The organism is Mycobacterium sp. 3-98, from assembly GCF_035918355.1.
Taxonomy (GTDB): domain Bacteria; phylum Actinomycetota; class Actinomycetes; order Mycobacteriales; family Mycobacteriaceae; genus Mycobacterium; species Mycobacterium intracellulare.
This window is the reverse complement of record NZ_CP142360.1, coordinates 5,192,112-5,212,182: the sequence shown is the minus strand read 5'-3', so window position 1 is coordinate 5,212,182 and position 20,071 is coordinate 5,192,112. Positions and strand designations below refer to the sequence as shown.

General features: G+C 61.0%; 16 protein-coding genes and 1 pseudogene. 13 read left to right on the top strand and 4 right to left on the bottom strand.

The features are described 5' to 3' along the window. The first annotated feature begins 56 nt into the window (after positions 1 to 56). From QGN30_RS24415 to QGN30_RS24385, 7 genes are read left to right on the top strand one after another with little or no spacing between them, the layout of a single operon-like run. Positions 57 to 929, top strand: a complete 873-nt coding sequence (locus tag QGN30_RS24415) for a nitrilase-related carbon-nitrogen hydrolase (protein ID WP_248923445.1) — start codon at positions 57 to 59, stop codon at positions 927 to 929. Continuing rightward, the gene (locus QGN30_RS24410) at positions 926 to 1,789 is read left to right on the top strand and encodes an FAD binding domain-containing protein (protein ID WP_248923446.1); all 864 of its coding nucleotides are present in this window, start codon (positions 926 to 928) and stop codon (positions 1,787 to 1,789) included. Before QGN30_RS24415 ends, QGN30_RS24410 begins: the two co-directional genes overlap by 4 nt. Next, complete coding sequence (locus QGN30_RS24405) at positions 1,786 to 2,286, top strand: (2Fe-2S)-binding protein (protein ID WP_248923447.1); 501 nt, start codon at positions 1,786 to 1,788, stop codon at positions 2,284 to 2,286. The genes QGN30_RS24410 and QGN30_RS24405 overlap by 4 nt, the downstream gene beginning before the upstream one ends. Further along, on the top strand, positions 2,283 to 4,670 hold the full coding sequence (locus QGN30_RS24400) for a xanthine dehydrogenase family protein molybdopterin-binding subunit (RefSeq protein WP_248923448.1): 2,388 nt from the start codon (positions 2,283 to 2,285) through the stop codon (positions 4,668 to 4,670). The genes QGN30_RS24405 and QGN30_RS24400 overlap by 4 nt, the downstream gene beginning before the upstream one ends. 57 nt (positions 4,671 to 4,727) lie before the next feature. Continuing rightward, complete coding sequence (locus QGN30_RS24395) at positions 4,728 to 5,561, top strand: cyclase family protein (protein ID WP_248923449.1); 834 nt, start codon at positions 4,728 to 4,730, stop codon at positions 5,559 to 5,561. Positions 5,562 to 5,615: 54 nt separating this feature from the next. Continuing rightward, the gene (locus QGN30_RS24390) at positions 5,616 to 6,281 is read left to right on the top strand and encodes an SRPBCC family protein (RefSeq protein ID WP_248923450.1); all 666 of its coding nucleotides are present in this window, start codon (positions 5,616 to 5,618) and stop codon (positions 6,279 to 6,281) included. Beyond that, positions 6,278 to 6,904, top strand: a complete 627-nt coding sequence (locus QGN30_RS24385) for a carboxymuconolactone decarboxylase family protein (RefSeq protein ID WP_248923451.1) — start codon at positions 6,278 to 6,280, stop codon at positions 6,902 to 6,904. The genes QGN30_RS24390 and QGN30_RS24385 overlap by 4 nt, the downstream gene beginning before the upstream one ends. Positions 6,905 to 7,223: 319 nt before the next feature. Here the strand turns inward: QGN30_RS24385 and QGN30_RS24380 are convergent, their stop codons facing one another. Together QGN30_RS24380 and QGN30_RS24375 are read right to left on the bottom strand one after the other, a co-directional pair. Next, positions 7,224 to 7,784, bottom strand: coding sequence for an MSMEG_1061 family FMN-dependent PPOX-type flavoprotein (locus QGN30_RS24380; protein WP_248923647.1), 561 nt, complete (start codon positions 7,782 to 7,784; stop codon positions 7,224 to 7,226). Positions 7,785 to 7,863: 79 nt separating this feature from the next. Further along, a complete protein-coding gene (locus QGN30_RS24375; protein WP_248923452.1) occupies positions 7,864 to 8,847 on the bottom strand; it encodes a PDR/VanB family oxidoreductase in 984 nt (327 codons plus the stop codon). A 262-nt stretch (positions 8,848 to 9,109) separates the two neighbouring features. On the opposite strand from QGN30_RS24375, the gene QGN30_RS24370 reads away from it, so the two are divergent. The 3 genes from QGN30_RS24370 to QGN30_RS24360 all read left to right on the top strand — a co-directional run bounded on the left by QGN30_RS24370 (position 9,110) and on the right by QGN30_RS24360 (position 12,922). Further along, complete coding sequence (locus QGN30_RS24370) at positions 9,110 to 9,877, top strand: SDR family NAD(P)-dependent oxidoreductase (RefSeq protein WP_248923453.1); 768 nt, start codon at positions 9,110 to 9,112, stop codon at positions 9,875 to 9,877. A gap of 170 nt (positions 9,878 to 10,047) precedes the next feature. Then, on the top strand, positions 10,048 to 11,196 hold the full coding sequence (locus QGN30_RS24365) for an acyl-CoA dehydrogenase family protein (protein WP_248923454.1): 1,149 nt from the start codon (positions 10,048 to 10,050) through the stop codon (positions 11,194 to 11,196). Between the two features lie 169 nt (positions 11,197 to 11,365). Continuing rightward, positions 11,366 to 12,922, top strand: coding sequence for a DHA2 family efflux MFS transporter permease subunit (locus tag QGN30_RS24360; protein ID WP_248923455.1), 1,557 nt, complete (start codon positions 11,366 to 11,368; stop codon positions 12,920 to 12,922). Between the two features lie 197 nt (positions 12,923 to 13,119). Here QGN30_RS24360 and QGN30_RS24355 read toward each other — a convergent pair whose 3' ends face one another. Further along, on the bottom strand, positions 13,120 to 13,734 hold the full coding sequence (locus QGN30_RS24355) for a class I SAM-dependent methyltransferase (protein ID WP_326567442.1): 615 nt from the start codon (positions 13,732 to 13,734) through the stop codon (positions 13,120 to 13,122). A 351-nt stretch (positions 13,735 to 14,085) separates the two neighbouring features. Between QGN30_RS24355 and QGN30_RS24350 the strand changes: the two are divergent. From QGN30_RS24350 to QGN30_RS24340, 3 genes and pseudogenes are all read left to right on the top strand, one after another. After that, positions 14,086 to 14,315: pseudogene (locus QGN30_RS24350) on the top strand (adenosylhomocysteinase); the annotation flags it as partial. A gap of 452 nt (positions 14,316 to 14,767) precedes the next feature. Next, entirely contained in the window at positions 14,768 to 15,691 is a 924-nt protein-coding gene (locus tag QGN30_RS24345; RefSeq protein ID WP_248923457.1) for an SAM-dependent methyltransferase, read from the top strand. A 502-nt stretch (positions 15,692 to 16,193) separates the two neighbouring features. Then, positions 16,194 to 19,361 (top strand): ATP-binding protein, encoded by a 3,168-nt coding sequence (locus tag QGN30_RS24340; protein WP_333901673.1) that lies wholly within the window; start codon positions 16,194 to 16,196, stop codon positions 19,359 to 19,361. Positions 19,362 to 19,576: 215 nt separating this feature from the next. On the opposite strand, the gene QGN30_RS24335 is transcribed toward QGN30_RS24340, so the two are convergent. Further along, positions 19,577 to 20,038 carry a flavin reductase family protein gene (locus tag QGN30_RS24335; protein WP_248923648.1) on the bottom strand — a complete coding sequence of 154 codons (462 nt, stop codon included), beginning with the start codon at positions 20,036 to 20,038 and terminating at the stop codon, positions 19,577 to 19,579. Positions 20,039 to 20,071 lie beyond the last annotated feature (33 nt).

Below are 20,071 nucleotides of genomic sequence, written 5' to 3'. Positions count from 1 at the left end.
GCTGGCGCCGAGAATTGCGCCTCCTTCGCAATAGTCGCCGAGGAGGCTGAGGTCACGTGACCGGCTCGGCCGATCCGCTTGTCGTCAAGGTGGCGTTGGAACAGCTTGATGTCGTCGCCGGAAAGTCCGCGGAAAACTTGGGACTTGCGAAGCACCGGACGCAGCGGGCGTTCAACCTCGGTGCCGATATCGTGGTCCTTCCCGAGCTGGCGATCAGCGGCTATGTGGTGGACGCCGAGCTTGCCGCACGTGTCGCCGAGCCGGTGAATGGCCCCAGCATCACGGAGCTCACCCAGATCGCGGCGACACACGGTGGGTTCGTGGTTGTGGGCTTCTGCGAACGAGCCGGTGACGACTTGTTCAATTCGGTTGTGGTGCTTGGAGCCCAGGGCCCGGTCCTGCATTACCGAAAGTTGCATCTCTTCGATCAAGAAAAGGACGTCTTCGCTCCGGGCGACCTGGGACTGCCCATGGCTGAGACACGCTACGGCGTGCTCGCGGTGTGCATCTGTTATGACCTGCGTTTCGTTGAGGTGATGCGCATCCTCGCGCTGCGCGGTGTCGACCTGTTGATCGCACCAGCCGCCTGGGTGGGCGGCTTCGACAAATCCGTACCTGCTGGCGGCGCGACACGCCACGCCGACACACTGTTGGTGCAAGCGAATCTGAACCAGATCGCGGCGGTGGCTGTCTCGCAAGTGGCTGGTGCCTCACACGACGGTCCGGCCACCCTCGGCGGCTCGGTAGCCTGCGACGCCTATGGCGAATTGCTAGCTGGACCACTATCGCGCTCGACGGCGGATTCGGCGATTGCTTCGATTGACCTTGACGCGGTTCGGTCCGCACGAATACGCAGTGACAGGATCCGGCCGCGAGAAGATCGGCGCACCGACGTCTACGGGCTGAGTTACCTTGGGTCGGCGAGATGAAGCCGGCGCCCTTCGAGATGCTGCGACCCACCGAGCTCGACGAGGCGCTGGCGATGCTGGACGACGACCCCGACGAGAGCAAAGTCCTGGCAGGCGGTCAAAGCCTGATCCCGATGATGAACTTTCGCCTGGCACGCCCGGCCCGGCTGATCGACATCAACCGCATCTCATGCCTCAGTGGTGTTGCAACACAGCAAGATTCAGTGGTTATCAAGTCGTGCACTCGCCACGCCGAACTCGAACAAAATGACCTCGGCGGCCCACTCGGGCGACTGCTGGGACAGGCGGCGGCCAAGGTGGGCCATTTCCCGATCCGAACTCGCGGAACGTTCGGCGGATCCATCGCACACTGCGACGCGGCGTCCGAGTGGTGCGTCGTTGCCACACTTCTCGACGCGCAAATGACAGCGCAAAGCGCCCGGCACGGGATTCGTACGATAGCGAGCTCAGACTTCTTCCAAGCGACGTTGACCACGGCGTTACGACCCGACGAGATCCTTACCGACATCGCGTTGCCCGCGCTGGACAACACATACCGCTCCGGGTTTGCGGAATACGCCAAGCGCAAAGGTGATTTCGGCATCATTCTTGCCGCCGGCGCTGTGCAAATCCTCGATGGTGTGGTGACCGACGCCAAATTCTGCATCGGCGGGGTCGGCCCCATTCCGGTGCGTAGCCCAGCCGCCGAGCAGACTTGCATCGGACATCGGTGGTGCGACGATCTTTTGACCGCTGCCGCTGACGCAGCGGCCGCCGAGGTGGACCCCCCAAGCGATACGCACGCGGACGCAGACTATCGGCGGGCACTCGTGCGCGCATTGCTTCCGCGCGCCTTCTCCGACCGCCAGAGTTCGCCGTGACCCATCAGCATCCGCTTCAGCTGTCCGTCAACGGGGATAGCTACCACATCACGGTGGAGGCTCGCACCACCCTGGCCGACGCGCTACGCGACGAATGCCAGTTAACCGGAACGCATCTCGGTTGCGAGCATGGAGTATGCGGAGCTTGCACAATCCTCGTCAACGGCCAGCCGGTGCGTTCTTGCCTGATGTTTGCCGTGCAAGCCGACGGTGCCTCGATCCGGACGGTGGAAGGGCTCGCGGCCGATGAACACACACTTCATCCCGCACAGCTGGCATTCTGGGACGCACATGCGTTGCAATGCGGATTCTGCACGCCCGGATTCCTCTGTCTGTTAGTGGGTTTCCTCGAACAAAACCCCGAAGCCGACGTCGAGCAAATCCGAGATGTCTTGTCGTCGAACCTCTGCCGCTGCACGGGATATCAGAACATCGTCGCGGCCGCATTGACGACCCAGCGGCGGTTGCAAGCCCTCGGTGAGGAGCCCGGCTCGTGATCGGCGATCGTGTCCGCAGGATCGAAGATCCGGTGCTCTTACGCGGCGCGGCGCGATTCGTCGCCGACACGTCGCACGACGGCGAACTACACATGCGAATTGTTCGCTCCCCAATCGCTCATGGCCGGATCCTTAGTATCGATTGCCGCAGAGCACTGCTGCTCGACGGTGTGGTGGCTGCCTGGTCCTATCGGGACATCGCGGACTTGCCGCCGATTCCGTTTCGTCTCACCGCGCTCGATGATCTGATGCCGTATCGCCAGCCGATGCTGGCCCGTAAGATTGTGCGCTACGTCGGGGAGCCGGTCGTGGCAGTTTTCGCGCGTTCACCCTATCTCGCCGAAGATGCAGCCGAACTCGTCGAGCTTGATATCGATCCGCTGCCCGCGCATATCGATGCGGCACTAGGGCCGGTCCCGTGGCTGGACAGCGAACAGGCAACCTGGGCGGCCGACCTTGACCGGGAACTTCCGGCCCAAGACTCAGAGGCCGCCAGCTTCGTCATCGAATACGGTGATGTCGACGCCGCGTTCGCGCGCGCGGCAGACGACCCGGACTACCGCGTATTCGAGCTCACCGCGCGAATCGGCCGGCACACCGGGGTACCACTGGAATGCCGCGGCCTGACCGCGGTCTACGACGCGACCGATCAGAGACTGATCATCGACGGAGCGGCCAAAGTGCCGTATTGGAACCGCGACGTGGTCGCGGCAGTCACCGGATTGTCCCCGTCAGCGGTCGTCATGCGTGAGGGTCACGTCGGTGGCGGGTTCGGTCCCCGTGGCGAGCTGTATCCCGAGGACCTTCTCATCGCCCTCGCTGCGATGCGGCTGCGCGCCCCGATCAAATGGATCGAAGACCGTCAAGAGCACCTGATGGCCACGAACCATTCACGCGGACAACAACATACCCTGCGGGCCCTCGTCCGAACGCGCGATGGCTGGCTCGAGGCCCTCGATGACCGTTTCCTCCTCGACCAGGGAGCCTACGTCCGCACCCACGGCGCCACAGTGGCCTCGCTAACAGCATCGATGCTGCCCGGGCCATATGTCATCCCCAACTTCCGCTCTCGCGCACACGTAAGACTCACCCATAAAACACCAGCGGGAACCTACCGCTCGCCCGGGCGCTACGAGGGCACCTTCGCTCGGGAGCGGCTGATCGACACCGTCGCAGCGGCTTTGGGCATCGATGGCTGCGAAATTCGGCGCCGCAACTTCATTCCCGCACAATCGATGCCGTACCAGCGGCCCATCCAGGCAATGGGCACCGACCTGGTGCACGACTCAGGTGATTATGAATTGCTTCTCCAAAAAGCAACGTCACACTTCGATTTCGAAAGCATCCGAGCCGCTGCCAAAACGCGCCGCGCGGCGGGCGAGGCCGTCGGCTTTGGTCTGGCGTGCTTTGTCGAGAAGAGCGGTATCGGACCAGTCGAGGGTGCGCGAGTCTCGGTCGATACCGCCGGCGGCGTGACGTTATTCTCCGGGGCATCGTCGGTTGGCCAGGGCGTTGACACTGTGTTGGCCCAAATCGTCGGCGACGCTTTGGACATCCCACACCATCAAGTACGGGTCGTCCGAGGACAAACCGATCAATTCGACTACGGCCGAGGTGCTTTCGCTACTCGCCTAGCCGTGATGGCTGGCTCCGCGACCAAGATCGCCAGCGACAACCTGGTGGCAAAGGCCAAGCGGGTTGCCGCGCAGCAGTTCAACGTGAGCGTGGAAGAGGTCGAGCTGGAGGGGGCCCAGGTCAGGGTTACCGCAAAACCCGAACAGGCAATGTCTCTGGCTGCCATAGCCGCCTGCCTGGAGCCAGTCGGCGCCAGCGTCATGAAGGAGACTCCCGGGCTCAGCGCGGACGGCTGGTTCCAAACCGACCATATGACGTACCCGTACGGGTTGCACGCCGCCGTGGTGCAGCTCGACCAGGGCACAGGTGGTGTCGAGGTAGAACGGTTCTTCGTCGCTTACGACGTCGGGCGTGCGCTCAACCCCACCCTCGTCGAGGGCCAAATCGCCGGAGGCGTCGCGCAAGGAATCGGCGGCGCCCTCTACGAGGAGTTTCTCTACACACCCGACGGCACGCCGTTGTGCACCAGCTTTATGGACTATTTGATCCCAACCCTCGAGGTGGTCCCTCCCGTGGAGATCTTGGTGACTGAGGACGCGCCGAGCCCGTTGAACCCGTTGGGGGTCAAGGGTGCGGGGGAGGGCGGTACCACGGCGGTTGCGGCAGCGATCGCCTCTGCTGTTGATGACGCGTTGCAACATGGGGGCGCAATCACATCGGTGCCTATCCAGCCGGCCCTAGTGCTCAAGCATCTCAGCGAACGGCACGTCAGCCCGATCGTCTCGGTCGGTGCATCCAAAACACCCTGAGGTACCGAGCATCAACGATGCGAAACCAACTACGAAACACACAGGAATGGAGCAAAGATGAAAGTCGTTGACCTAACGCATCCGTGGGGCCTGCACACTCCGGGCTGGGTGGGCTATCCCGGCGGGAAGCTGTATTACACCCAGAACTTGCAAACCAACCAGATCGTCTCGCAATTCATCGAGACATCGTTGCATTCCGGCACGCACCTCGATGGTCCGATGCACGGCACCGACGGCGGCCTGGACATGGCGTCGCTACCATTGACTAAACTCATCCACCCGGGCGCCATCGTCGATGTATCGGACCAGGTTAGTGACTGGGAACTCATTGAGCCAGAGCATATTACGTCGAAGGTCGAGGTGAAAAAGGGCGATATTCTGATCATCCACACCGGGTTCATCGACTACTACCAGGGTCGCCCCAAGCAAGACCTTGTACGCTACTTCACGATGCATCCAGGGGGCAGCGCCCGGCTCGCCGCATGGATGGCCGAGATGGAAATTGCATGGTGGGGCATAGACGCCGGCTCCGGCGACCACCCGATGAACACCACCATCCGAAACATGCGCCCCGATTTGCTGCGCAAGTTTGAGGAAAAAGTCGGCATGTCCTACAAAGAGTTCTTGGGGGAATACACCTACCACCACCACATGTCGGGGCGCGAGATCACCTCTGACATCTTCCCCATGCACCACTTGGCGTTTCAGGACGGCTGCATCCACGCCGAAAACGTGGGAGGCGACCTTAAGACGGTCCTTGACCGTCGAGCGATCATTGGAGCGTTCCCGTGGAAGATCGAGGGCGGCGAAGCCTGCCCGTGTCGGATCATGGCCTTCTTCGACTGCGGCGAGGACGAAGTGATCGAAGGCCTCGGTGGCGTGCCGAGCTGAAATCAGCACCTCACCAATAAGATACGGCAAACTATGCAACTAACGAATGAATTCGTGGTCGATACCGGCATCAGCCACGCCTGGGAGATCCTCACTGATATCCAACGGATTGCACCATGTCTACCTGGTGCAACGTTGGAAGGCCGGGACGGTGAGGACTACTTCGCAACCGTAAAAGTCAAGGTGGGCCCGGTCAGTGCCCAATTCCAAGGATCGGCCCGCTTCACGCACAGCGACAGCGCTGCCCATTGCGCCGTGGTCTCGGCCTCAGGTAAAGATCCACGCGGCGCCGCTACGGCGGCTGCTGAGATTCAGTTCCGACTTGAGTCGATCCACCCTCAGCAGACCCGCGTGGTGGTCAACACAGAGTTAGACATCACGGGTCGCATTGCTCAATTCGGCCGCGGAGCGATTGCCGATGTCAGCAACCGTCTACTCGGCCAGTTCGTCGACAACCTCAGCGTCCAAGTCTTGGGGCACAACGACGGTGAGACAGACGGGCTCGGCATTCGAACGGGGGAGCTGTCTGCGGCAACGGCTGGCCGTCGGCGCTCACCGCGAACACCACAGCCTGCATCGCAGGAATCTGCAGCCGCCGAACTAGACGTGATGGCACTGATTTTGCCCGAGATCAAAAAGCGGTACGGCCGGGCAATTCTTGGTGCAGTAGCGGGGTTTGCATTGAGCTGGTTGGTATTCGGACGGCGGGTTAACCGATGAGCGCTCGTCTGCCGCATACTCCGCTCGACCAACTCACCGAGCAGCAACGCGCGATCTACGTACGGATCACTGGGGGCTCCAGATCCACCGGTACTCCCCACTTTCCGCTGACTGCTGAGGACGGCACACTCAATGGACCCTTCGGGATCATGCTGCATGAACCAGAATTGGGTTCCAACCTTGAACGACTCGGCGCGGCAATTCGTTACCGCACGAATCTAAGTCCTCGGGTGCGCGAGATCGCCATACTGCAGGTGGCGCACGCCATGGACAGCGAATTTGAATGGTGGGCTCACGCCAAAGTGGCTAAAGCCGCCGGGCTGACAGAGGCGGAGCTGGACGCGCTGGCAAGCGGTACTCTTGTCGGTGAAGACGATCTGGAGCGCGCATCTGCTGCCTTCTGTCAGATATTGCTCAGGGATCAACACCAGCTAACCAACGACGAATTCGCGACAATGAGCGCGCAACTCAGTCCTGCCTCGATGATCGAACTGACCGTGCTCGTCGGCTACTATCGGACCCTTGCCCAGTTGATGGCTGTGTTTGACATCGGAGTACCACCCATGGCGCCGCCATCTGACATTGGAACAGCTGAACCACCCGCTGAATCTCGGGGGGTCTGATGTGGGGGTTCATCTGGTTGTCCGCGCGGCCCGAACGTGGCGGACGAGTGTGGGCGCCCGGAGGGGGACGTGTGCCACTACCGGGTAGCGGACTCAAGCCTGCTACGTCGTTGTGAGACAACGACTTAGAGCCGCTTTGGGCGGTTCGTTGCGATCTACGACGGAAAGTCCTGCGGTGATTCGTAATTGGGGGCTATAGCCGGCTAACGCCGCTTCGTCATACGCCCGGCACGTGGTACCTCCTCGACGAACCACCCGAGATGCTTCCGTTAACGCCAAGAGGCTGGCATGGCGAGGCGGTTCACGACGAACTAATCAACTACAGCTGGTCGACGTAGGTATGCTCAAAATGTTCTGACATCTCCGCGGCCGTGCGCGTCGCCTGATTGCGTTCGACTTGCTGCGCGAAAAATACGTTGGCGCCCAACATCGCTGCGTCGGCCAGCGAATGCTGCGCGGGGTCCCAGAGTTGGGATCGAATCAACGCCTTGCCGCAATGGAAGTAGACCTGCTCGACGTTGATGACTAATGCCAGTTTCGCGGGACGCGCGTCGACCGCAAAAATCTCAAGCAACTCGGCCTCGTCAGTGACGAACGCCGTGCCGTTGACCCGCAGGGTCTCTCGCAGGCCAGGGACGAAGAAGAGCATCCCGATTGCCGGACGTTCCATAATGTTTCGAAACGAGTCGGCGAGATTATTGCCCGTCCGGTCCGGCAGGGCCATCGTGGCATCGTCGAGAACGCGCACGAACCCCGGCCCGTCCCCGCGAGGGCTGCAATCGGCCCCCAACGAAGACGCCGTGGCGATACAGGCAAAAGGTGAGTGTGCGATGAATCGGCGTGCAGTCAGAGTGAGTTGTGGTGAAATTTTGGTTTGCACGGGTGGTGCCACTGGCCCAAGAGTATCGTGCACCTCCGCCAGGCTGAGCCGTCTGAATCTGTCCGCCGCGCTCGGCACATCACACCTCCAAGTCCAGCTGATCGGATAGTCCGCGCGACACACAAACCAGCATGCGATCGCCCGCTTCGCGTTGAACTGGAGTCAAGACGTCGTCACGATGGTCGGGTTGGCCCGCCAGCACCCGTACCTCGCACGTGCCGCACAGTCCGCTCATACAGCTGCTGGGGACCTTGATGCCGGCCCTGGTCAAACCATTAAGAATTGTCTCATCAGAAGCGATCTCGACGCTTTTACCACTGCGAGTTGCTCGCACGACCAACGGTCGGTCGGCTGATGCACGAGGCCGGGGAGATGCCTTGAAACGTTCAAAATGGATGTCTCGGTCGTGCCATTGCGCTTTACGTGCCGAGGCTTGAATGGCTTCGATCAGGCGACTGGGTCCGCAGCTGTAGAGGACCAGGCCGGTCCGCGCCTGCGGTATCACCCGCTCGAGATCCAGCCGGCGGCCAGCAGTGCTGTCCCAGCATGTGACACGGTCTTCGTAAAGCGCGAGGCGGTCCACAAAAGCCATCGCTGCTCGGCTGCGCCCGGCATAGTGCAGATGCCATGTCGCACCATCGGCGTCAAGCGCGTCGATCATGGGTATGAGCGGCGTGATCCCAATCCCGCCCGCGATCAAGAGATACTCCTGCGCAGTTGCCAGTTGAAAGTGGTTGAGCGGAGGACGAATCGCGACCTGTTGGCCGGGCCGCAAAAAGAGGTGCACATATTCCGAACCCCCGCGGCTCGCCGGATCGCGAAGCACGGCGATCCGATACCACCGCTGGAAGGGATCTGACTCGACGATCGAGTACTGGCGCACTAAACCAATCGGCAGAACAAGATCGAGATGCGCGCCGGGCGACCAATCGGGCAGCGGCGAGCCATCCAGCGCGCCAAGCCGAACAGACACCACCGAGTCCGCCTCGTACCGGAGCTCCAGAACTCGAGCAGCGATCTCAACCACCGATTTCTCCGCCAGGGAGAATTTGCGGTAGTCCACAACGGTGAAGCCGGCATAAGACTGACTTCATTGACTCACTATCGCGGGTTTGCGAGCCAACAGGCCACGCTTGGGTTTCGATCCGCGGAACGCGCGGCTGCGGGCGTCCCGAGGCCTCCTCTACGCTCCCGTGAAGGTCAGTGATGAGCGGCTCAAGGTAGTCCGCTATGTCCAAATCGGTTGCCGCAGACAAATGACAGCCGATTGAGCGCCGATGGGCGCGCGAGTGTGCGCTAAAGAAAGTGATGGAAACGATTCTGTGATGAGGAGCCCTCAGCATTACTTCGATTTGACGGGTCGTTCTGCACTGGTGACGGGCGCCGGCGGTGGGATCGGATCCGCGGTGGCCGTCGCGCTCGCCAGCGCAGGCGCTGCAGTCCTGATCACCGACCTAGATCGAGACGCAGCAGACCAGGTGGCAGAACGGATTTCCTCAGCCGGTGGCATAGCTGATTCGGCGGTTCTCGACGTCGCGGATCGTGAATCCGCGGATGCGGCCGCGGCGAAGGCGGCCAACCTGGCCGGTGGTGACCTGCACATCGTGATTAACAACGCAGGAATCACACGTCCGGCTATGTTCTCTGACCTGACGTCTGAGTCCCTCCGACTCATTCTGAACGTCCATGTGATGGGCGCGTTCAACTGCACTCAGGCGGCGCTGCCCTACATCCCCACTGACGGAAGCGGGCGCATTGTCAATGTCACGTCTGCTGCCGGGCTTGTCGGTAGTCTCGGCCAGGTCAATTACTCGGCGGCCAAGGCTGCCATCATCGGATTCACAAAGTCGCTCGCGCGTGAGCTCGCGGCTCAAAGCATAACGGTCAACGCGATAGCACCGTTGGCTTCAACACCGATGACCGAAACCATTCGCACCAACCCGAAATTTGCGCCGAAAATGGCGTCCCGAATTCCCATGGGACGTTGGGCGGAGCCCTTGGAGATCGCTGGAGCATTTCTATTTATGGCGTCCCCCGCAGCCTCCTACATAACCGGCCAGATCCTGCCTGTCGACGGCGGACTGGTGATGTGACGATGCACCCGCACACGTCACGAAAGCTCTGAACATGCGACGTCTCAGACTTCTTACCTGCAACGCGATCCCAAGAGTAACCACTCCGTTGGTTGGCTTGTGCAAATGCGATCGCGGTGCCGCGGTTGCCAGGCTATTCGAACTCTTCGAGTAGCCGGAAGGACCATCAGATGAAGCGGAATCTTTTCAGCGAAGACCACGGCGCATTCCGTCAGTTGGCTCGCTCGTTCATCGAAAAGGAAGTCGTACCAGCATATCCCGACTGGGAGAAGGCCGGACGCATGCCGCGTGAGGTATTCGAAACGATGGGCTCGCTCGGCATCCTCGGCATGGCTATCCCCGAGGAGTACGGCGGCGCCGGCACGCCCGACTACCGCTACTATGTGGTGCTTCAGGAAGAGGCGGCACGGGCGCTGGTCACGCTGTCCACGGTGCGCACCCAGCTCGAAGTGATTCTGCCGTACTTCCTGCACTACGCAACCGACGAGCAGCGTCAAAGATGGTTCCCGGGACTGGCGAAAGGCACACTGCTGACCGCCATCGCAATGACTGAACCAGGCGCCGGATCCGACCTCGCCGGCTTGCGTACCATCGCGGTCCGCGACGGTAGCGACTGGATTATCAACGGCGCCAAGACGTTCATTACCGGAGGTCTGCAAGCGGATCTTGTGATAGTGGTCGCCCGTACCTCGACCGATCCGGAAAACCGGCGCAAAGGCCTCACCCTATTCGTGGTGGAGGACGGAATGCCGGGCTTCAGCCGCGGCCGGGAGCTCGAGAAGATGGGCTGCAAGGTTCAAGACACCGCCGAACTATCTTTCGTCGACGTCCGGGTCGCAGCGACCAATGTGTTGGGCGAAGAGGGCCAGGCTTTCAGTTACCTCGGGCACAACCTCCCGCAAGAACGGCTTGCGGTCGCCGTGGGTTCCGTAGCGCAGGCCCGCTCGGCGATCGTCGCGGCCATTGACTACACCAAGACCCGCAAAGTCTTTGGCACGCCCGTAGCATCATTCCAAAACACCAAGTTCGAACTCGCCGCGTGCTCGGCTGAGGTCGAGGCCGCCCAGGCAATGCTTGACCAGGCGGTCACGCTGCATGTCGACCGGCAGCTGTCGAGCGCCGACGCTGCGCGAGTCAAGCTGTTCTGCACCGAGATGCAGGCTCGGGTGATCGACCGTTGTCTTCAACTTTTCGGCGGCTACGGGTACATGATGGAATACCCGATCGCCCGGCTCTATACCGATGCCCGAGTGGCTCGCATTTATGCGGGCACCAGCGAGGTTATGAAGTCCATCATTGCTAAGTCGCTCGGCCTGTAGGTGGGCTGGCGCCAATGAGAATGAGAGTTTCGGCGGCGGCCTTGGCAGGCGATCCCGCGTATGGCAGCGGTCAGGGGCCGATAGTCATCGGGTCACGGCCAGGCTCAATAGATCGTAGAGCTCATTACAATCGGTGGCCCTACCATCCGTCCGGGATGGCGTCCACCCCATGACTCACCTCGACGGTCGACGCGAGGCGTGTACCGGCCGAATCGCCGCAGACGAATGGGACTATCCAGACAATCTGGACGCCCGACTGCTGCGAATCGCCGGCGTGTGCCTGCTGGCTGTGATGATGACGATTGTGGACACCACCGTCGTCGCTGTGGCCCAGCACACCTTCATCACCGCGTTCGGCTCCACTCAGGCGGTCGTCGCCTGGACGATGACGGGCTACACCCTTGCGATGGCCACCGTGATCCCTGCGGCCGGCTGGGCGGCCGACCGGTTCGGTACCAAGCGCCTGTTCTTGGCCTCGGTTTTGTCGTTTACTGGGGGCTCGTTGCTGTGCGTGGTGGCGCCAAACATGATGTTGCTCATCGGATTCCGGGTGTTTCAGGGCTTCGGAGGCGGCATGCTGACGCCGCTGGCGTACACCGTCTTGACTCGGGAGGCAGGGGCGAACCGGCTCGGTCGCCTGATCGCGGTGCTGGGTATCCCCATGCTTCTCGGCCCGATCGCCGGGCCCGTGTTGAGCGGCTGGCTGATCGACAACTACGGGTGGCAGTGGATCTTCGTGCTCAACCTGCCGCTCGGCGTGACCGCATTCGTCCTAGCGGCGCTGTTGTTTCCGAAGGACCGTGCGACACGGTCGGAAGCCTTCGACATCATCGGCATGTTGTTGTTGTCGCCTGGCCTGGCGACATTCCTCTATGGCATTTCGACGATCCCGAAGCGAGGTACGGTTACCGACCTCCAGGTGTGGGTGCCGGGCGCAATCGGCCTGGCATTGATCGGTGGGTTCGTTCTGCATGCCCTGTACCGCACGGACCATCCGCTGATCGATCTGCGACTGTTCAAGAATCGAGAAGTCACCGCCGCCAATTCTGCGATTCTGCTTTCTGCGGCTGCGTTTTTTGGCGTTGGGCTGCTCTTGCCCAGCTGTTTGCAACAACTGCTCCACCAAACCCCGCTGCAGTCCGGGGTGCACATCGTGCCTGAGCGGCTCGGCGCTCTGGTCACGATGCCAATTGCCGGAGTCTTCATGGATAAGCGCGGTCCGCGCAGCGTCGTGATGGTCGGCATCACGCTGATCGCCGCCGGGATGAGCATCTTCGGGTACGGAATCGCCACACATGGGGACTACCTGCCAGCCCTGCTGGCAGGGCTGACGATCATGGGTATGGGAATGGGTTGCTCCACAATGCTGCTGTCCGCAGCGGCCGTGCAGGCCCTGGCTCCCGAGCAGATCGCGCGTGGTTCGGCGCTGGTCAACGTCAACCAGCAGGTCGCCATCTCGCTGGGCAGCGCATTGATGTCGGTGATCCTGACCAGCCAGATTAATTACGATGAAAAGCTAGACGCCGCAGGAAAAATTGTGAATCTGCATGAGAATGCCGGCTTCACAAGTGCTTTGACGCACGATCTGTCACATGCGTACACCATGGTGCTCGTCGCGGGGGTCATCTTGCTGGCGTTGACGTACATCCCCGCGGCGTTTCTCCCGAGGAAGGCCGCCGTGGTCGGTACCGGTCTAACGTCCGATATCCGCGATGCCGTTCGGTGATGCAGAACAGTGCTTTGGACCCGATCAGCGCGATGGTGATGCTTATCGACAGTGTGGATCAGCCGGGATGGCTCTTCACGACGACCAACCGGGTAGCTGTTGAACTTGGTAGTGGAACACTATCGCAGGCAACGCCATCCTTGCGTCGTGGCTGACAGTATCGCGATGTCAGTTCGGCGCCGGCCCACTCACATTTCCTAATGTTCCAGCGTTGCCTCGAGTTCCGGAGATTTCCGACGAAAACGGGCGATTGCTCTCCAACGGTTCTCCTGACCGTCGATGAACGAGAATCCGTTCGGTTCAGCAAGAGCCCGCAGTTCTGCCACGCTTAGCCGGTCGGGATCAGGGAACGCCTCCCGGAACACCAATATTCCGTGTGGTTTTACAATGCGAGCAAGAGCTCGTAGGCACCCGGGCTGGTCAGGCACCTCACCGATCACTTCGGCGAGGAACGCAACATCGAACGCATTGTCGGGGAATGGAAAGTCTGCTTCTGCTGTGCCTACATGGAACCCCACGTTCCGGTACCCGGCAGACTCAAGCTTGTCTCGAGCCTTGGCGAGCATTTGGCGTTGGATGTCAAAGAGATCGAGGTGGCCTGTTGTAAGGCGACTGGCTAACTCGACACTAAAGAACCCAGGGCCCGGTCCCACCTCTAGGACGTTCTCTTCTCCGCTGAGTCCGATCGCGTCAATTGTTACTGCGGGGTTTTCCAATGCCCGCCGGATAGGGTTGTCCAACAGGACTGAGGCCCAGTGCGGGTAGGGGAATGCGCCGATCTTCTGGCGCACCCACCGCGGCGCGGCGAGCATCCAGTTGTCTGGCAACGAACTTGCCTCCTTCGTGTCTGGCAGCGTTCAGAAGCGAACGTGTCACGGCGTACTCTCGAAAGTCCGGTCCAGCGCTGTTGTGAGCCTGAACTGGACCTTGGGCATGACATCGGCATGAGCATCCTCTAACGGATGAATACGATTGCGCTGCACCGCTTCCAAAAATGCATACCAACGGTCTAGTTCCAGCCGGAACGGCCTTGTGGTCAGAGTCTTTACCAAATTGCACACGATGTCGAGTTGGCGTTCCGCTCGGCGGCACAGGCTAGGCCAAAGGGCGTCTTACCGTGATCGGTCAATGTCTGTGACGGTTACACGATGTCAAGCAGGTGCGAAGACGCCATCGGCGTAGTCGTGACCTCCACGGGCGACAAGTACATCATCCTGCGCGAGCACATGACGGCCATGAAGGACGATGCCATCCAGGGCAACATCGGTCACTTCGACAACGAGATCGAAATGGCGGTGCTGGAGCGGTCCGGCGCGACCCTGCTCAGCATCAAGCCGCGGGTCGAGCGGTGGACCTTCGGGGTTCCAGCAAGTCGATCATCGTGCTCATCGAAGTATTGCGGTAAAGCTTGTCCCGGCTGACCTTTGCTTAAGACTGTCCGCCTGGGCGACCGGAGTGAACGACTTGACGGTCAGTACTACTGTCGCTCAACAGGTTTCGATATCCGAGATGCAGCGAACGGAGTGCGAGATGCTCAACGTAGCCAGGGGAGGGATGATTCCCTGCGCCCACAGGCCGACGATCGAAGTTGGCACGACATGTTGTACCGCTCTGCGGCACGACTTGCTTGGGGCTCACCGCGGGTCGCTGCAAGGGTGAGCCGTGGGGTTTCCTCAAGCGAAGCCCAGGGATTGCGGGGCCCACGAAATCGTCGGGCCGCATGCCCAGACGGGCCAGCGGTCGCGGAAGAACTCGTTCACAGGGCATTGCTCCTGCAACGGACCGGCAGTGACAAGCCGACCCCAGGCGAAACACAGGCGCACAACCCAAGGTAGGAGACTGGCGATGGGACTACGCACCGACGACGACACATGGGACCTGGCAAGTAGTGTGGGAGCAACGGCAACGATGGTGGCCGCGGGGCGCGCCCGGGCTTCCCGCGCTCAAAGTCCGGTCATCGACGACCCGTTCGCCGAGCCACTGGTGCGTGCAGTGGGAATAGATTTTCTAACCCGTTGGGCCACCGGTGAACTCGAGTCCGCCGACATCGATCTACCTGGACTGCCTTGGGGCTTTGGGCCCATGACTGACATGCTCGCCGCTCGCACTCGATATTTCGATATATTCTGCCGCGATGCGATCGCAGCAGGGATCCGTCAAACTGTGATCTTGGCGTCCGGCCTTGATGCTCGCGCGTACAGATTGTCGTGGCCAGACGGAATGGCGCTATTCGAGATTGATCAACCCGATGTTCTGCAGTTCAAGACAGCCACACTTGCCAAGCTGGGTGCCGTGACACGTGCGAACCTCCGAACAGTCGGTATCGATCTGCGGCAAGATTGGCCGGCGGCGCTTCGGAATGCAGGTTTCGACAGCAGTCGAGCGACGGCGTGGATTGTCGAGGGGTTGCTGGCGTTCATACCGCCGGAAGGTCAAGACAAACTACTCGCCGACATCACGACACTTAGTTCCAAAGGCAGCAGGCTGGCCGCCGAGATCTTCCTAAACTCAGACGACGGCTCAGCGGCTACTACGGCTCTAAAAGCGTTGGGTGCGCGGTGGCGCGAGCGCGGCTTTGAGTTCGAGTTCAGCGGCCTTCACTATCCAGGCCCGCGTAACGACGTCGCCACGTACCTGGGCCAACGAGGCTGGGTTTCAGAGCGCACATCCCCGGCCGAGCTTTTGGCCGACAGCGGGTTTGCAGGACCCGTGGGCGACGACGCCTTTCTCGCTCAGGACTACTACTGCACGTCGGTACTGCCCGTGTAGCTCGGAACTGCCATTCTTCCGGCACCTATGCCTCCCTGGCACCGACCGGCGGTCGCGAGGCCTGCAGAAACTTTTGCGGCTGTTCCGTACGTCGAAACTCATTCCTCGTTAGGCCAGGACCAAGCCTGCGATCGTCAATCGGCAAGCGCACAAGCTGTCGGGCGCGGCCGGTGATTACGGTGCGGGGTATCACCAGCCAGCACGGACATGCCATCGGCGGAAACGTTGTCGCGTGCCCAGCGCCGAAATGCAATGTTGCAGCGGAGAGGTTGAGGATGGTTTCAGTCGATTCGCAGTCCGACTGCAACGAACCACCGCACCTGTCGGCGGGAGCTACAGCAGACGTTCCGAAGTCATCAAGACGCCGATCCGTTGGCCCATGGATCTGTTCGACTAACCACCGGGTTGTCTGAGCGATGATGACACTCGCCAGGCTCGGTTTAGCGACTGAAGGTCGCGTTCGATTCTTTTTGCGGCATCGAACCAAGGCCACCTGAATCTGATGGTCATCTCATCGGGGCCTATGTGTGCGCGGTGTCATACCGAGCTCAGGACCGATGCGCGGTTCTGCGATAGGTGCGGGGCACCGGTTACGTCTGTCGCGGCAGCCGAATTCAAGCAATTGACGGTGCTTTTGGCCGACGTGGTTCATTCAATGGATGTTGCGACCGCTCTCGGAGCGGAACGCCTGCGCGAGATTCTAAGTGAACTATTCGAACGGTGGACTGAAATCATCCGTCGCTATGGCGGGACCGTCGATAAATTCACCGGTGACGGCGTCATGGCCCTGTTCGGAGCGCCGGATGCTCTAGAAGACCACGCTTTTCGGGCTTGCTTGACTGCATTGGCGATACAACGGGCGACAAAATATGTGGCTGCCGAGATCGCGAGTCGTGACGGCGTCGCGCTGCATGTTCGCGTCGGCGTGAACTCAGGGCGGGTGATCGCCGGCGATATAGGTTCCGGCCCACACAATTACACAGCAATCGGTGACCAAGTCGGCCTGGCGCAACGTATGGAGACTGCGGCGCCTCCGGCCGGAGTGATGCTTAGTGCCTCAACAGCGCGACTTGTCGAGCATCGTGTGGTCCTTGGACCCACGGAAATGGTGCTCGTCAAAGGAGCTGTGGATCCGCTACCGGCTCGGCTCTTGATCGGCATTGGTCCTCGTCCTCGGATTGGTCGTCCCGAATCGGCCCTTGTCGGACGCGATTCCGAAGTCGGTGAGCTAACAGCGATGTTGGATGCAGCCATCTGCGGCAGTGGATGTATCGCCGAAGTCGTTGGTGTTGCCGGAATAGGAAAAAGCCGCCTAGTACGAGAGACCGCGAGAATCGCCATGTCTCGCGGAGCCGAAGTATTTGCCACTGTCTGTGAAGCACATACGCGCGAGATCGCATTCCACGCTGCGTCCGTGCTCCTGCGCGCAATTTTTCGCGTCGGCGGTCTCGACGAGGTCTCAGCACGAGCCAAGATTCGCGCCGAATTGCCCACGGAGGAAGCGCAAGACGTCCTTCTGTTGGATGATTTGCTAGGGATACGTGGCGCCGTCGATGAACCAACCGATATCGACCCAGATGCTCGTCGCCGTCGACTGTTACGTCTGTTGACCACGTATACGCTGCAGCGCCAGGAGCCAGCGATGTACGTCATCGAAGATGCCCAATGGATCGACGATGTCAGCGAAGCGATCCTCGCCGACTTGATCGCCGTTCTACGCAGTACCCGGTCGCTCGTGGTGATCACCCATCGGCGGGAATACGTCGGTGCACTGGCGACGATCGCTGGCCTCAGGTCGATCAGCCTACCGCCGCTGGACAATGGGCAATCTTCTGCCCTGATGACCGAGTTGCTTGGTTCGCACGACTCGACCGCCGAACTAGCCGTGCAAATCGCTGAGCGGGCGGCCGGGAACCCCTTTTTCGCCGAGGAGATTGTGCAGGACTTTGCCGAACGCGGTGTCCTCTCAGGCGATTACGGAAACTACGTATGCCTTGTCGACGCCGCGGAAATAAATGTACCCGTCACGGTCGAGGCCACCATTTCGGCCCGTATCGATCGTCTTAGTGCGCCCGCCAAGCGGACATTGAATGCAGCTGCGGTCATAGGTTCCCGGTTTGAAGTCGATCTGCTCGAGAAGGTGCTTGATGACCCTCGCCTAGCGGAGCTGGTGGATGCGGGACTGGTCGAGCGTGTGACGTCAACCGCATCGGACGAATACATGCTCCGCTACCCCCTTATCCGAACGGTGGTCTACGAATCTCAACTGCAATCGCGACGTTCGCAGCTTCATCGTCAAGTGGCCGTGGCTCTTCAAGATCGCGCACCGTCGGTGGCCAATGAGCACGCCGCGCTCATCGCCATGCATTTGGAAGCGGCGAATGATCTGCGCGGCGCTTTCGAATGGTATATGCGCGCGGCGGAGCTGTTGATCTACCGCGATATTCGCGCGGCCAGGCGCAGCTGGCAACATGCGCACGAACTAGCCAACCAATTGCCCACCACTGATGCCGAGCGGACGCGACTGCGGGTACTTCCCTTGACGCTGCTGTGCGCGACTGCGTGGCGCGTTGGCGCCAGCTTCGAAGACGCTGCGTTCGACGAACTTAAGGCGCTGACAGCTGTGACGCACGACTCACGATCATTGGTCACCGCTATGTCTGGCCACCTGATCGCGATGACCTTCCAGACCCGGGTGCCTGAGGCCTCTAGGCTGGCCTCCGACTACGTGAACCTTCTCGAGTCGATAGGCGACGACGTACTCACGGTAGCGTTGTTGCATGGTGCAGTGTTCGCCAAGTGGCAGGCCGGCGAGGCGCTCGAAGCCGAGCGGTTGGCTCAGCGGGTCATCGACTTAGCAAGCGGAAGCCCGGCCATGGGCAACATGCTTGTCGGATCGCCACTGGCCCTGGCGATCGCCGCGCGAGGTGCGGCGCGGTCGAGCTTGGGGCAGCCCGGTTGGAAGGGCGACTTCGACGCCGCTATCGATATGGCACGTGCATTCGACCCGACGTCCCGTGTGCTTACGGTCATGTATAAGACCGTAAGCATCGGCAATGGGCTGCTCCTGCCCGACGAGGCCATCCTGCGTGAGACCGCCGAAATCTTGGAGCTTGCCGAGCGCTCCGGAGACGATCTGACTTTGGCCAACGCGTGCATGGCTCGCGGAATTGTGCTCGTTCATCTCGACGATCCGGCCGAACGACAGCGCGGCTTCAACTTGTTTAACCTTGTGCGCCAGGCGGCTTCACGTGAAAAGGTCACGGTTATGGCAGTGTGGTTTTTCGACATCCTTGCGGCGAGGGAGCAGATCCGCCTCGGCAACCCCGACGAAGCTATCGCGCTCATCTGCCGTGCGGTTGAAGATGAGCTTCGATCGGGAGAGATGGTGTATTTGGGTTTGGCGACAACGGTTTTGGTTGAGGCGCTGCTTTCGCGCAATGCCCCCGGCGATTTGACGGCAGCGAAGGCTGCCGCTGCCAGGCTGGCGGCGGTGCCCACAGACCCTGGCTTCGTGCTGAACGACATCGCACTACTTCGCGCGCGCACGCTTCTAGTGCGGGCCTACGGCACGCCATCGAGGTTCGTTGAAGACGTGTCGCGCTACCACGCCGCCGCCATTGCGTACGGATTCGACGGACACGCCGCGGCCGCGAGCGCAATGATCTAGTGATTGACCGTACTCGCCGCCACAACGAGTAGGCGTCGCGAGCGACGTGAAAGCAAGGGCAGCGGGGCCCGGTCGACAAGCGTGGTCAGTGGGTTATCCGTTTGCGGCTAGCGGGAATGCGTACAGCTGATCCGCCAGGCCTCTGGAGGACGCCAATGATTAATGATCAGAGTTGGAAGGCGCAGCCGGGCGCATTTTTAGGCCACCTTCCTGAGTTAGAACGCATCGATGGGGCGAGGTAGCGGTGTATGCGTGCCAAATTCCCGCTGGTAGTACGTCAATGGCCGTCCAGCCATAGATTCGGCTCGGACCACCGAGCCCATCACGACCACGTGGTCGCCGCCGTCAACTAGGAGTGCGCCGCTGCAGGCAACCCAACCGGCTGCAGCAGAAAGACGGGGCAAATCCCGGTCGAGCGACCACTCGACACCGTCAAACTTGTGCTCGCCCTTGGTGGCAAATGCGAGCGCCGAGCGCGCGGCATCGCTGCTCAAAACGTTGACGCCGAAACACCCTGTAGCACGGATGATTTCCAACAACGTCGATCTCCGGTCCAAACACACAACGATCATCGGTGGCTTCAGCGACAGGGAGCAGAATGCGCTAACCGTGGTCCCATGCGGTCGGCCATCGTCGAGCGCAGTTACCACACTGACCGGCGTGCAGACTGAGGCCATAACCTCCCGTAGACACTGCGCAATTGCGAGTTC